Raw genomic sequence first — 13,684 nt, forward strand, 5'->3', positions numbered from 1 at the left:
TGCCGGGCATCCACGTCTTTCTTTCTGATGTGGAGCACAGACGTGGATGGCCGGGACGAGCCCGGCCATGACGTTGAAGCGCTGCCCGGCCTTGTACCAGGCATGACGTAGACCGCGCTGTCATGCCTGGCTTGTGCCGCGCATGACGTAGACCACGCCGTCATGCCCGGCCTTGTGCCGGGCATCCACGTCTTCTTTCCGATGTGGAGCACAGACGTGGATGGCCGGGACGAACCCTGCGCGGATCGAGCCCGCGCATGACGAGGCATGAGTTTCGCTGCCCCGCTGCGCAGCATCCGGAGCACGGGCTACATCAGATGCACCGCATGCGGCGCGAACAGCCCGATCGCGGTAAAGGCGATGCCAACGATCGCCAGCACGCCGGATATCCAGGCCAGTGCCGCCATGCCGGTGATGATGGTGGCCGACGCCAGCACGATCCCGATCTGGAACGCGGCCGAGGCTACCTCGTAATGATGGTATTTCGCCAGCGCGAGGTCGCGCTCGTGCTCGGCGTGCTTGGCGCGCTCTGCCAATTGCTCCGAGCCTTCGCCGGTTTCCGGTTCTGAGCGGTAACGCGCCGCGGTCTTGCCCCACTCCTCAATTTGCTTTTGCAGCGCGGCTTTGGCGGCATCGTCGCCCATCACCCCGAGGCTCAATTTGGCCTGATCAGAGGTCGCTTGAACCACGGTGCGGCGGATGCTCTTGGCCTGGAAGAAGGCCCAGAGATTCGAGGCTTCCACATTCTTGCCGAGCGCCTCGGTCTGGGCGCCCTTGCCCAGCGTCTCCGAAAACGCGAGAAACAGCGCGATCACGGCAATCAGCAGGGCGATTTTCTTGTTGGAGCCGGAGGCATGCTCGGCATGTTCGGCGTGCTCCAAGCTCTCATGTGCGCCCATGATTCCCTCCCGGCGAAAGTCACGCGAGCATTGGCCGATGGGCCCGTTCCGTGCAAGCGGAATGTGGCGCCCGTCATTGCAAGGAGTGACGTCTGCAGCACGGATGAGCGCGGCGTAATCCGCAACGCGGATGCGGATGCGGATGCGGACGCGGCGCGATACGCTGCGCTATTGCGCCCCAGGGCTGGAAGCTCACGCCCGCGGATGCGCTGTTTTGTACACCTCGAACAGCCGTTCGGTATCGATGCCGGTATAGATTTGCGTGGTCGAGAGCGAGGCGTGGCCGAGCAGTTCCTGGATTGCGCGCAGGTCGCCGCCGCGGCTCAGCAGGTGCGTTGCAAAGGAATGCCGCAGCGCGTGCGGTGTCGCGCTGTCGGGCAGGCCGAGCGCGCCGCGCAGCCGTTCCATGGTGAGCTGGATGATTCGGGCCCGGAGCGGCCCGCCGCGCGCGCCGACGAAGACCGGTCCCTCCGCCGGAAGCGGATGCGGGCACATCGCGGCGTAATCCTGAATCAGCGCGAGCACGTTCTGCAGCACCGGCACCATGCGCGTCTTGTTGCCTTTGCCGGTCACGATCACCACGTCGCCAGCACCAGGGACGGGCACGTCGCGGCGCTTCAACCCAAGCGCTTCGGAAATGCGCAGGCCGGAGCCGTACAGCAGCGCCATCACGGCGGCGTCGCGCGCAAAGATCCACGGCTCGCGATCTTCGCCGGCGCGCTCGTCGGCATCGGTGAAGCGCTTGGCGGCGGCGACCTGGATCGGCTTCGGCAGGCTCTTGCCGACTTTTGGCGCGCGAATTGCCGAGAGCGCGCCGACCCGGCCCTTGCCTTCCTGCTCGAGGAAACGTCCGAACGAGCGCAGTCCCGCCAGCGCCCGCATCAGCGAACGTCCGCCGATGTCGTCGGCACGCCGCATCGCCATGAAGGCCCTGACGTCGCTGGCTTCAAGCGCCGCAAAGCGCGGCAGCGTCACCAGCATGCCCCAATGGCCGCCGAGAAACTGCAGACACTGGCGGACATCGCGGGCATAGGCTTCGAGCGTCTTCGGCGACAGCCGCCGCTCGGCGCGCAGATGGGCAAGCCACCGCGCCGTCTGCAGCGCGAGATCCTCGGCAGCGCAGGCGAGTTCGATCGGTTGAACGGACGGAACAGGTTTGGCCATGGCTCTTAAAGCAGCAGCGAACGGCCGATACTATCACATCGCGCTGGTTTATCTTTGATGAACCACGCGAATTCGCCTCGGCCACACGCCGGTGTCGCTGGCCCCGCGCCGCGCGCGACCTTAAGTTAGCCCGGCCCTCGTTCCGAGCCTGATTCTCACAATGGACCACGCCGCGCGCACCGACACGCCACCTGCATTGCCGGCCGCGCGCGTGGTCGATGTGCTGGTGCCGGTGGCGTTGAACCAGGCCTATTCCTACCGGGTGCCGCGCGGCATGGAACTGGCGCCGGGCGACGTGGTGTGCGTGCCGCTGGGGCCGCGCGAGGTGATCGCGGTGGTGTGGGCCGACAACGCCGATCCCGATCCGCGCCTGCACAACCGCCTCAAGAATGTCAGTGAAAAGCTCGATGTGCCACCGCTCCGCGACGAACTGCGCAAGCTCGTCGACTGGGTCGCCAATTACACGCTGTCGGCGCGCGGCATGGTGCTGCGGATGACGCTGCGGATGGGCGAGCATCTCGGCCCCGAGCGGGTGCGGATGGGGGTGCGGCTGGCGGGCCCGCCGCCGCCGCGGATGACGCCGGCGCGGCGGCGGCTGATCGAAATTCTGTCGGACCGGCTGCTGCACGGAAAATCGGAAGCCGCGAAGGAGGCCGGCGTCAGCGCCGGCGTGATCGACGGCCTGGTCGACGAGGGCACGCTGGCCACGGAGCCGATGCCATCGGCGCTGGCGCCGCCGCCGCCCGATCCGTCATTCGCGTTGCCGGTTTTTTCGCGCCAGCAGCGCACCGCGGTGGACGCGATGCGGGCGCTGGCGGCCAATGGCAGCTTTCATGTGGCGCTGCTCGACGGCGTCACCGGCTCCGGCAAGACCGAAGTTTATTTCGAGGCGGTCGCGGAAGTCCTCCGGCGCGGCAGGCAGGCGCTGATCCTGATGCCGGAGATTGCACTGACCGGACAATTCCTCGACCGTTTTGCCCGGCGCTTCGGGGTGCGGCCGCTGGAATGGCATTCCGAACTGACGCCGCGCACCCGCGCGCGCAACTGGGCGGCAATCTCGGCGGGCGAGGCGAGTGTGGTGGCGGGCGCGCGGTCCGCGCTGTTCATGCCTTATGCCGACCTCGGGCTGATCGTGGTTGATGAGGAGCACGACCAGGCCTACAAGCAGGACGAGGGCGCGCATTACCACGCCCGCGACATGGCGGTGGTGCGCGCCAGCATCGCGAAGATTCCGGTCGTGCTGGCGTCGGCGACGCCGTCGGTGGAGACCGAGGTCAACGCGCGCAAGGGCCGCTATCAGCGGGTGGTGCTGCCGTCGCGGTTCGGCGGCCAGCACATGCCCCATATCGAGGCGATCGACCTGCGCCGCGAGGCGCCGCCGCGCGGACGCTTCATCTCGCCGCGGTTGGCCGAGGAGATCAGAATTGCGGTGGAGCGGCGCGAGCAGGCGCTGCTGTTCCTCAATCGCCGCGGCTACGCGCCGCTGACGCTGTGCCGGGCCTGCGGGCACCGCTTCGCCTGCACCATCTGCGATGCATGGCTGGTGGACCATCGCTTTCGCCAGCGCCTGGTCTGCCATCATTGCGGCTTCTCGATGCCGCGCCCAAACGCCTGTCCGCACTGCGCGGCGGAACAGTCGCTGGTGGCCGTCGGTCCGGGCGTCGAGCGCCTGCAGGAAGAGGCCGTCGCGCTGTTTCCGGATGCGCGCACCATGGTGCTGTCGAGCGACCTGATCATCTCGATCGAGACCATGCGCTCGGAGCTGAACGAGATTGCGGCAGGCCGCGTCGATATCATCATCGGCACCCAGCTTGTGGCCAAGGGTCATAATTTTCCGCGCCTCAACCTGGTCGGCGTGGTCGATGCCGACCTCGGCTTGAGCAATGGCGATCCGCGCGCGGCCGAACGCACGTTTCAACTGCTCAACCAGGTGGTCGGCCGCGCCGGACGCGAGCAGGGCCGCGGCGTCGGCTATCTGCAGACCCATCAGCCGGAGCATCCGGTGATGAAGGCGCTGGTGGCCTGCGACCGCGAAGCGTTTTACGCCAGCGAGATCGAGGCGCGCGAACGCGCCGGCTACCCGCCGTTCGGCCGGCTGGCGAGCCTGGTCATCTCCGCCGGCGATCGTCCCTCGGCGGAAGGCTATGCACGCAAGCTCGCCGCCATCGCGCCGATCGACCCGCGCATCCAGGTGCTGGGCCCCGCCGAAGCGCCGCTGGCGGTGATCAAGGGCCGCTACCGCTTTCGGCTATTGGTGAAGTCCGCGCGGGGCGTGGACCTGTCGCAATATCTGCGTGAATGGCTGGCGGCGGGACCGAAGACCAGGGGCAATCTCAAGCTCGAGGTGGATGTCGATCCGCAGAGTTTTTTGTGACTCCGGACATCCGTCATTCCGGGCGCGCGAAGCGCGAGCCCGGACTCCATAACCACGACGGCGTGTATGGATTCCGGGCCTGCGCCAACAGGCGCATCCCGGAATGACGCACAAAAAAGCCCGCCGTCATTTACGACGGCAGGCTCTTTGCGTCTGCGGGAAGATCCCGCGGCCGCCTAGACGCAACGCTTACTATTCTTGCTCAGGAAACCACCTCCGCCACAACCCGGCCGACGCCGCGGCTGGTCAGGCCGACGGCGCGGGCGGCGCCGGTGGAGAGGTCGAGGACGCGACCGCGAATGAAGGGGCCGCGGTCGTTGACGGTGACGACGACGCTGCGGCCGCCATGGGTGACGCGGAGCCTGGTGCCGAACGGCAGCGAGCGGTGGGCGCAGGTCATGGCGCTCTGGTTGAAGCGCGCCCCGGAGGCGGTCTTGCTGCCGGATTCATTGCCGTAATAGGAGGCCATGCCCGAGAAGCTGCGGCCGGAACCGCCGCCGAACGAGGCATTGGCACCGCGCCAGGACGAATGGCTGGCGTGATGGGCGTGGTGATGGTGGTGGCGATGCTGATGCCGGTGCGATTTGGCGGAGGCTGCGGTGATGCTCCCGCCGAGCAAAAGAGTTCCAGCGAACAGGGCAATCGCCATGCGCGACCGGCCACCATTTCCCGGCGCCGCCTTCTTGAATTTCAGCATATACCAAGTCCCTCAGATAGTATTGCCACATATGTGGCAAGTGGAACCCCCGTCCCATTTGCGGGACGACCGTTGATCGGTCAATGAGGCGTAAACTTGGCGGGAATTTCGTTCCACTCGAAGAAGAAATATCTTGTGATCGAATCGGCAATTGGCTGGGTACGATTCAGTTACGTTTTATTAACGAAATCTATACTTCGGTTTACACAAGAGAACTGTAGAAGCAAGTCATCGGGCTCCGTGCGCAGCATTCAGCAAGTAACGCGCGAGATGAAACGGCGGCCGTGAGTTGTGCGGTTCCTGCAGCAAGCGCATGGGATGTATGCGCTCGATGCCGGAACAAGCAAACACACCGCTCGGCGGTCCGACAATGTCGGTCAGCGGACCGACTGGATTGGTTGTCCCGCAGCAGATGGTCTGCCGGCTTTTCTCACATTCGTCGCCTTGGCTGCGACAAGGCATCGCCGGCCGCACCGTCATGTTGCACCTGCGCGCATGCTATGTTAGCAAAGCCGCGATTTTAAGGTTGCCGGTACGTCACGTACGGGTCGAAAATCGAAGTCCCGCTTGAATTCCAAGGGCTTGGGCCGCTCCAGCGCCGCATTGTGGCGACGGCTTTTTCCTTGGCGTTTGACAGCACAAAGAGCGCGCTCGTGGCAGCAGAAGATCCGTCGGTTTCGGGAGTGTCCGGTCGTTACGCAACGGCCCTGTTCGAACTCGCCCGCGACGAAAAATCCGTCGACGCCGTCAAGGCCGATCTCGACAGGTTCAGTACCATGCTGGCGGACAGTCCGGAGCTTTCGAGGCTGGTGCGCAGCCCGGTTTTTTCGGCGGATGCCCAGTCCAAGGCGCTGGCGGCGGTGCTCGCGAAGGCCGAAATCGGCGGCATCAGCGCAAACTTCCTGAAGGTTCTCACCGCCAACCGCCGGCTGTTCGCGGTGGCCGACGTCATCCGCGCGTTCCGCGCGCTGGTGGCCAAATTCAAGGGCGAAGCCACGGCCGACGTCACCGTCGCCGAAACGCTCAGCGACAAGCATCTCGACGCCCTGAAGGCCGCGCTGAAATCGGTAACGGGCAAGGACGTCGCGCTCAACGTAAAAGTCGATCCTTCCATCATCGGCGGGCTTGTGGTCAAGCTCGGCAGCCGCATGGTGGATAGTTCGCTTCGCACCAAACTCAATTCGATCAAGCACGCGATGAAAGAGGCAGGCTGATGGACATCCGCGCCGCGGAAATTTCCGCGATCCTCAAGGACCAGATCAAGAATTTCGGCCAGGAGGCTGAGGTTTCCGAAGTCGGACAGGTGCTGTCCGTCGGCGACGGCATTGCCCGCGTCTACGGCCTCGACAACGTCCAGGCCGGCGAAATGGTCGAGTTCGAGAACGGCACCCGCGGCATGGCGCTGAATCTCGAAACCGACAATGTCGGCATCGTGATCTTCGGCGCCGACCGCGAGATCAAGGAAGGCCAGACCGTCAAGCGCACCCGCGCCATCGTCGACACCCCGGTCGGCAAGGGCCTGCTCGGCCGCGTGGTCGACGCGCTCGGCAATCCGATCGACGGCAAGGGCCCGATCCAGGCCACCGAACGCAAGCGCGTCGACGTCAAGGCGCCCGGCATCATTCCGCGCAAATCGGTGAACGAGCCGATGGCGACCGGCCTCAAGGCCATCGATGCGCTGATCCCGATCGGCCGCGGCCAGCGCGAACTGATCATCGGCGACCGCCAGACCGGCAAGACCGCGATCGCGCTCGACGCCATCCTGAACCAGAAGCCGCTCAACGCCACCGGCGACGAGAAGATCAAGCTCTATTGCGTTTACGTCGCCATCGGCCAGAAGCGCTCGACCGTGGCGCAGTTCGTCAAGGTGCTGGAAGAGCAGGGCGCGCTCGAATATTCCATCATCGTCGCCGCGACCGCATCCGATCCGGCGCCGATGCAGTACATCGCGCCGTTCACCGGCTGCACCATGGGCGAATATTTCCGCGACAACGGCATGCACGCCGTCATCATCTATGACGATCTGTCGAAGCAGGCGGTGGCCTATCGCCAGATGTCGCTGCTGCTGCGCCGCCCGCCCGGCCGCGAAGCCTATCCCGGCGACGTGTTCTATCTGCATTCGCGCCTGCTCGAGCGCGCCGCCAAGCTCAACGACGAGCAGGGCTCGGGCTCGCTGACGGCGCTGCCGATCATCGAAACCCAGGCCAACGACGTGTCGGCCTATATCCCGACCAACGTGATCTCGATCACCGACGGCCAGATATTCCTCGAAACCGATCTGTTCTTCCAGGGCATTCGTCCCGCGGTGAACGTCGGCCTGTCGGTGTCGCGCGTCGGCTCGGCGGCGCAGACAAAGGCGATGAAGAAGGTCGCCGGCAAGATCAAGGGCGAGCTCGCGCAGTACCGCGAAATGGCCGCGTTCGCGCAATTCGGCTCCGACCTCGACGCCTCGACGCAGCGCCTGCTCAATCGCGGCTCGCGCCTGACCGAGCTTTTGAAGCAGCCGCAGTTCTCGCCGCTGAAGATGGAAGAGCAGGTCGTGGCGATCTACGCCGGCGTCAACGGCTATCTCGATGCGCTTCCGGTTGCCAAGGTGCGCGCATTCGAGGACGGTCTGCTGTCGCTGCTGCGCGGCAAGAACGTCGACATCCTCAACGCCATCCGCGACAGCCGCGATCTTTCCGACGACACCGCCGCCAAGCTCAAGACCGTGGTCGAGGGCTACGCGAAGTCGTTTGCTTAATCGCGCAACAGACAACAGACAATGGAGGACAGGGGCCGGGAAACGTAGGCGTGTGAGGATCCGTCTTCCTCCGTCGTCGGTCGTCCGTCGTCCGTCATCAGATCATGGCCTCACTCAAAGACATGCGCGTCCGCATCGCCTCCACCAAGGCGACGCAGAAGATCACCAAGGCCATGCAGATGGTCGCGGCGTCGAAACTGCGCCGGGCGCAGAATGCTGCGGAGGCGGCGCGTCCCTATGCCGAGCGGATGGACGCGGTGATTTCGAATATCGCCAGTGCGGCGGCGGGTTCTCCCGGGGCGCCGGTGCTGCTCGCCGGCACCGGCCGGGACCAGGTCCACCTGCTGCTGGTCTGCACCGGGGAGCGCGGCCTTTCCGGCGCGTTCAATTCCTCGATCGTGCGCCTGGCTCGCGAGCGCGCGCTGTCGCTGATGAACCAGGGCAAGGAAGTCAAGTTCTTCTGCGTCGGCCGCAAGGGGTACGAGCAGTTGCGCCGCAACTTCGAGAAGCAGATCGTCGAACACGTCGACCTGCGCGCGGTGCGGCAGCTCGGCTTCGTCAACGCCGAGGACATCGCCGCGAAAGTGATCGCGCGGTTCGAGGCCGGCGAGTTCGACGTCTGCACGCTGTTCTATTCGCGCTTCAAGTCGGTCATCGCGCAGGTTCCGACCGCGCAGCAGGTCATTCCGCTGGTGGTCGAAGCGCCGGCGCCGAATGCCGGCCCGGCAACGTCCTATGAGTATGAGCCGGAGGAAGATGAAATTCTCGGCGGGCTGCTGCCGCGCAATCTGGCGGTGCAGATTTTCCGCGCGCTGCTCGAAAACAACGCGTCGTTCTACGGCGCGCAGATGAGCGCGATGGATAACGCCACCCGCAATGCCGGCGACATGATCCGCAAGCAGACCCTGATCTACAACCGGACCCGGCAGGCGATGATCACCAAGGAGCTGATCGAAATCATCTCCGGTGCCGAGGCTATCTGAGGAGACCAGCGATGGCATATGTCACCAAGGCGACGACGTCGGGCGGACGCAACGGCCGCGCGGTTCTCGAAAACGGCGTGCTCGGGCTGGCGATGGCTTTTCCAAAGGATCTCGGCGGCGCCGGCGACGGCCACAATCCCGAGCAGCTGTTCGCGCTGGGCTGGTCGTCCTGCTACTGCCAGGCCTTGATGCTGATCGCCAAGAAGCACGGCATCGATGCGCAGGCGGCGAAAGTGACCTGCGAGGTGACGCTGAATACCGAGGGCGGGTTCAACCTCGCCGCGGAGCTGAAAATTTCAATTCCCGGCGCCGACCGGGACAAGGTCCAGGCGGCGGCGGACGAAGCCCACACGGTCTGCCCGTATTCGAAGGCGACCAGGGGCAACATTCCCGTCAAACTGACCGTTATCTAACGGTTTGCTGAATGACTAGAACTCGAGGTGTCATATGTCGTTGAACGAAGGATCCATTAAAGGCGGTTCTGCGGTGCTTGGCGGTCCGGCCAACCAGACCGGACGCATCACGCAGGTCATCGGCGCCGTCGTCGACGTGCAGTTCGAGGGACATCTGCCCGCGATTCTGAACGCGATCGAAACCAGGAACGGCAACAACCGTCTGGTGCTGGAAGTCGCCCAGCATCTCGGCGAGTCCACGGTGCGCACCATTGCGATGGACACCACCGAGGGCCTGGTGCGCGGCGGCGAAGTCACCGACACCGGCGCGCCGATCCGCGTTCCCGTCGGCGCCGGCACGCTCGGCCGCATCATGAACGTGATCGGCGAGCCGGTCGACGAACAGGGGCCGGTGGCCGCCGAAGACATGCGCGCAATCCATCAGGAAGCGCCGGTCTATACCGACCAGTCCACCGAAGCGGAAATTCTCGTCACCGGCATCAAGGTCGTCGACCTGCTCGCGCCCTACGCCAAGGGGGGCAAGATCGGCCTGTTCGGCGGCGCCGGCGTCGGCAAGACCGTGCTGATCCAGGAACTGATCAACAACGTCGCCAAGGCCCACGGCGGCTATTCGGTGTTCGCCGGCGTCGGCGAGCGCACCCGTGAAGGCAACGACCTCTATCACGAGTTCATCGAATCCGGCGTCAACAAGAAGGGCGGCGGCGAAGGCTCGAAATGCGCGCTGGTCTACGGCCAGATGAACGAGCCGCCGGGCGCCCGCGCCCGCGTCGGCCTGACCGGCCTCACCGTCGCCGAGCATTTCCGCGATCAGGGCCAGGACGTGCTGTTCTTCGTCGACAACATATTCCGCTTCACCCAAGCAGGCTCCGAAGTGTCGGCGCTGCTCGGCCGCATCCCCTCCGCGGTGGGGTATCAGCCGACGCTCGCTACCGACATGGGCGCGCTGCAGGAGCGCATCACCACCACGCACAAGGGGTCGATTACGTCGGTGCAGGCGATCTACGTGCCTGCCGACGACTTGACCGATCCTGCGCCCGCCACCTCGTTCGCGCATCTGGACGCCACCACGGTGCTGAACCGCGCGATTTCCGAGAAGGGCATTTATCCCGCGGTCGATCCGCTCGACTCGACCTCGCGCATGCTGTCGCCGCTCGTCGTCGGCGAGGAGCATTATCAGACCGCGCGCATGGTTCAGCAGGTATTGCAGCGCTACAAGTCGCTGCAGGACATCATCGCCATTCTCGGCATGGACGAATTGTCGGAAGAGGACAAGATCGCGGTGGCGCGCGCGCGCAAGATCGAGCGCTTCCTGTCGCAGCCGTTCTTCGTCGCCGAAATCTTTACCGGATCGCCGGGCAAGTTCGTCGACCTTGCCGACACCATCAAGGGTTTCCGCGCCATCTGCGAAGGCAAGTACGATCACCTGCCGGAAGCCGCCTTCTACATGGTCGGCACCATTGAAGAGGCGGTCGAAAAGGGCAAGAAGCTGGCTGCGGAAGCGGCGTAGGATGGATCGTCATTGCCGGGCCTGACCCGGCAATCCGTCGAAAATGCGTTTTGAGGGATGGACCCGCGGGTCAAGCCCGCGGGTGACAACAACAGAGACCGAGCCCATGGCCACCTTCCACTTCGAACTCGTGTCGCCGGAAAAACTCGCCTTCTCCGGCGAAGTCGACCAGGTCGATATCCCCGGCGTCGAGGGCGATTTCGGCGTGCTCGCAGGCCACGCTCCGGTAGTGGCGGCGATCCGGCCGGGAATTCTCACCGTGACCGCCGGCGGCACGCACCAAAGGATCATCGTGCTCGGCGGCCTTGCGGAAGTTTCCGATAAGGGCCTCACGGTGCTCGCCGATGTCGCGACCTCGCTGGACGAACTCGACAAGGCCGCGTTCGCCGACAAGATTTCCGGCATGGAAGAGAAGCTCGCCGAGAAGGAAGGCTCCGAGCTCGACCGCGCCATCGAGCGGCTCGATCATTTCAAGAGCATCCAGAACCAGCTCGATTCGACGGCAATGCATTAGGCGTCGTCATTCGAGGGCGAGCCGTCAGGTTGCGACTCACTGTGGCGGGCTGCGGTTCTATGCGCCTAATCCGCCCCACGCATTGACGGCGCTTACTTCCTGTATGCGGCAATCACGGCTTCGCCGTCGGGACCGGCCTTTTTCGACCAGTCGGCGGTCAACTGCTCGCCGATTTTCTCAAGGCCGGCCTTCAGCGCGGGGGGCGGTGGAAGCACCTTCATCTTGTTGGCTGCAAGCTGTTCGAGATACCACTTCGCCTTTTCTTCCGCGAGTTTCCAGCCGCGTTCTTCGGCGACCGCCGCCGCTTTCAGGATCGCGTCCCGGGTCGGCTCGTCCAGCGAATCGAAAGCCGCCTTGTTCACGAAGGTGACGTTCTTCGGGATCCAGGCCTGCGTATCGTAGAAGTGCGTCATGGTCTCCCAGGCCTTGCTGTCGTAGCCGGTCGAGCCCGAGGTCATGAACGCGTTGACGACGCCGGTGGCGAGCGCCTGCGGCAATTCCGCCGCCTGGATGGTGACGGGCTGTGCGCCGACAAGTTCGGCGATGCGCGAGGTGCCGACATTATAGGCGCGCCACTTCAGGCCCTTCATGTCCTCCATGGTATTGAGGTCCTTCTTGGCATAAATGCCCTGCGGACCCCACGGCACCGCGAACAGCAGCAGCAGGCCTTGCGATGCGAGCCTCTTCCCGACCGCGGGCTTCGACGCCAGCCACAGCTTCTTGGCCGCCGGATAGCTGGTCGCCATGAACGGGACCACGTCGATGCCGAACATCGGGTCTTCGTTCTCATGCAGTGAGATCAGGACCTCGCCCGCCTGGGCTTGGCCGGTTGCGACCGCGCGCTTGATTTCCGGCGCCTTGAACAGCGACGCGGCGGCATGCACGGTGATTTGCAGCCTGCCGGCGGTCGAGTCGGCGACGTCCTTGGCGAACGCGGTCAGGTTCACCGAATGCGGATTGTCCGCCGGATAGGCCGCGGGAAGATTCCATCTTGTCTGCGCCATTGCGGGAACGGCAAGTGCGGCGACGCAGGCAGCCATTGCGCACGTTTTTACAAGCTTGAACATGACAACACCTCTCTCTAGCCGGGGAACGCGATCCGCGGCAGCACCATCACGATACCGGGAAACACCGTGATGATAGCCACCGCGGCAACGAGCAAAAAGAAGAACGGCAGCGCCGCCTTGGCGACCGTGTTGGAATCCTTGCCGCTCATGGTCTGCAGGACGAACAGGTTGAAGCCGACGGGCGGCGAGACTTCCGCCATTTCCACGACCAGCACCAGGAAAATACCGAACCAGACGAGATCGAAGCCCGCCTGCTTCACCATTGGAATGACGATGGCGGTGGTCAGCACGATCATCGAAATGCCGTCCAGCGCCGTGCCGAGCACGATGTACATGATGGTGAGCGCCGCGATCAGCGAATAAGGGCTGAGCTGAAGACCGTTCACCCTGGTCGCGAGCGCCAATGGAATCCCGGTATAGGCCATCGACGTGCCCATGTAGGAGGCGCCCGCCAGGATCAGCAGGATCATGCAATTGACCCGCGTTGCGCCCATGACGCTTGCCCAGAAGGCGGGCCAGGTCAGCGCGCCTTGCCACCACGCGATCGCCAGCGACCCCAGCACGCCCCAGGCTGCGCATTCCGTCGCTGTCGCCCAGCCCATCAGCAGCGACAGAAACACGAAAGCGATCAGCAGCAGGCAGGGCACAAGATTGAGCGATTCCGCGAGGCGCCGGCGAAGGTTCATCGGCGGATCGGCGGGCGGCGTGCGCGCCGGATGGGCAAGCGACCAAGCCGCGATGTAACCGGAATAAAGCACCATCACCAGCAGGCCCGGCAGAAATCCCGCGAGGAAAACCTGAATGATGGAGACGTTGGCCTGCACGGCGTACACCACCATGGTAATCGACGGCGGAATCAGAATGCCCAGCGTGCCCGCGCCGGCCAGCGAGCCGAGGCTCAAGCCTTCGTCGTACCCGCGCTTCTTCAGTTCGGGCAGGGCGATCTTGGCAACCGTGGCGCAGGTCGCGGCCGATGACCCGGAGACCGAGCCGAACACGCCGCAGGCGAGCACATTGACGTGCATGAGCCGGCCCGGCAGCCAGTTCAGCCACGGCGCAAATCCGCGGAACATTTCCTCCGACAACCGCGTGCGGAACAGAATTTCGCCCATCCATATGAAGAGCGGCAAGGCTGCGAGCGACCACGACGCGCTGTTGCCCCACACCGTGGTCGCCAGCACGCTGCCTGCGGGAATGCCGCCGCCCGCGAACTGCATGCCGGCCCATCCCGTCGCCAACAGCGCGACGGCAATCCAGACGCCGGCGCCGAGCAGCAGCGCAAGCAGCCCGAGCAGAAGCGCGGCGATGGAAAGAAGCTCCACG

General features: G+C 64.7%; 12 protein-coding genes. 7 read left to right on the forward strand and 5 right to left on the reverse strand.

All coding sequences use genetic code 11. The features are described 5' to 3' along the window. Positions 1-308 precede the first annotated feature (308 nt). The gene (locus tag ACFE72_RS20715) at positions 309-899 is read right to left on the reverse strand and encodes a DUF4337 domain-containing protein (RefSeq protein WP_375414997.1); all 591 of its coding nucleotides are present in this window, start codon (positions 897-899) and stop codon (positions 309-311) included. Between the two features lie 192 nt (positions 900-1,091). After that, the gene (locus ACFE72_RS20720; RefSeq protein ID WP_375414998.1) at positions 1,092-2,063 is read right to left on the reverse strand and encodes a tyrosine recombinase XerC; all 972 of its coding nucleotides are present in this window, start codon (positions 2,061-2,063) and stop codon (positions 1,092-1,094) included. A 160-nt stretch (positions 2,064-2,223) separates the two neighbouring features. On the opposite strand from ACFE72_RS20720, the gene ACFE72_RS20725 reads away from it, so the two are divergent. Continuing rightward, a complete protein-coding gene (locus tag ACFE72_RS20725; protein WP_375414999.1) occupies positions 2,224-4,437 on the forward strand; it encodes a primosomal protein N' in 2,214 nt (737 codons plus the stop codon). 202 nt (positions 4,438-4,639) lie between these two features. Here the strand turns inward: ACFE72_RS20725 and ACFE72_RS20730 are convergent, their stop codons facing one another. Then, positions 4,640-5,134 (reverse strand): septal ring lytic transglycosylase RlpA family protein, encoded by a 495-nt coding sequence (locus ACFE72_RS20730; protein WP_375415000.1) that lies wholly within the window; start codon positions 5,132-5,134, stop codon positions 4,640-4,642. 653 nt (positions 5,135-5,787) lie between these two features. Here ACFE72_RS20730 and ACFE72_RS20735 point away from each other — a divergent pair. The 6 genes from ACFE72_RS20735 to ACFE72_RS20760 all read left to right on the forward strand — a co-directional run bounded on the left by ACFE72_RS20735 (position 5,788) and on the right by ACFE72_RS20760 (position 11,294). Then, a complete protein-coding gene (locus ACFE72_RS20735; RefSeq protein ID WP_375415001.1) occupies positions 5,788-6,348 on the forward strand; it encodes a F0F1 ATP synthase subunit delta in 561 nt (186 codons plus the stop codon). Continuing rightward, positions 6,348-7,877, forward strand: a complete 1,530-nt coding sequence (gene atpA, locus ACFE72_RS20740; RefSeq protein ID WP_375415002.1) for a F0F1 ATP synthase subunit alpha — start codon at positions 6,348-6,350, stop codon at positions 7,875-7,877. The genes ACFE72_RS20735 and atpA overlap by 1 nt, the downstream gene beginning before the upstream one ends. A gap of 104 nt (positions 7,878-7,981) precedes the next feature. Then, positions 7,982-8,860, forward strand: coding sequence for a F0F1 ATP synthase subunit gamma (locus ACFE72_RS20745; RefSeq protein ID WP_375415003.1), 879 nt, complete (start codon positions 7,982-7,984; stop codon positions 8,858-8,860). Between the two features lie 11 nt (positions 8,861-8,871). Continuing rightward, entirely contained in the window at positions 8,872-9,273 is a 402-nt protein-coding gene (locus ACFE72_RS20750) for an organic hydroperoxide resistance protein (protein WP_375415004.1), read from the forward strand. A gap of 73 nt (positions 9,274-9,346) precedes the next feature. Beyond that, positions 9,347-10,780 carry a F0F1 ATP synthase subunit beta gene (gene atpD / locus ACFE72_RS20755; RefSeq protein WP_375415022.1) on the forward strand — a complete coding sequence of 478 codons (1,434 nt, stop codon included), beginning with the start codon at positions 9,347-9,349 and terminating at the stop codon, positions 10,778-10,780. Positions 10,781-10,886: 106 nt separating this feature from the next. Further along, on the forward strand, positions 10,887-11,294 hold the full coding sequence (locus ACFE72_RS20760) for a F0F1 ATP synthase subunit epsilon (protein WP_375415005.1): 408 nt from the start codon (positions 10,887-10,889) through the stop codon (positions 11,292-11,294). A gap of 92 nt (positions 11,295-11,386) precedes the next feature. Here the strand turns inward: ACFE72_RS20760 and ACFE72_RS20765 are convergent, their stop codons facing one another. Together ACFE72_RS20765 and ACFE72_RS20770 are read right to left on the reverse strand one after the other, a co-directional pair. Further along, positions 11,387-12,334, reverse strand: coding sequence for a TRAP transporter substrate-binding protein (locus tag ACFE72_RS20765; protein ID WP_375415006.1), 948 nt, complete (start codon positions 12,332-12,334; stop codon positions 11,387-11,389). 41 nt (positions 12,335-12,375) lie between these two features. Then, positions 12,376-13,683 (reverse strand): TRAP transporter large permease, encoded by a 1,308-nt coding sequence (locus ACFE72_RS20770; protein WP_375415007.1) that lies wholly within the window; start codon positions 13,681-13,683, stop codon positions 12,376-12,378. Position 13,684: the final 1 nt, after the last annotated feature.

The organism is uncultured Bradyrhizobium sp. (assembly GCF_964252615.1).
Classification (GTDB): Bacteria; Pseudomonadota; Alphaproteobacteria; order Rhizobiales; family Xanthobacteraceae; genus Bradyrhizobium.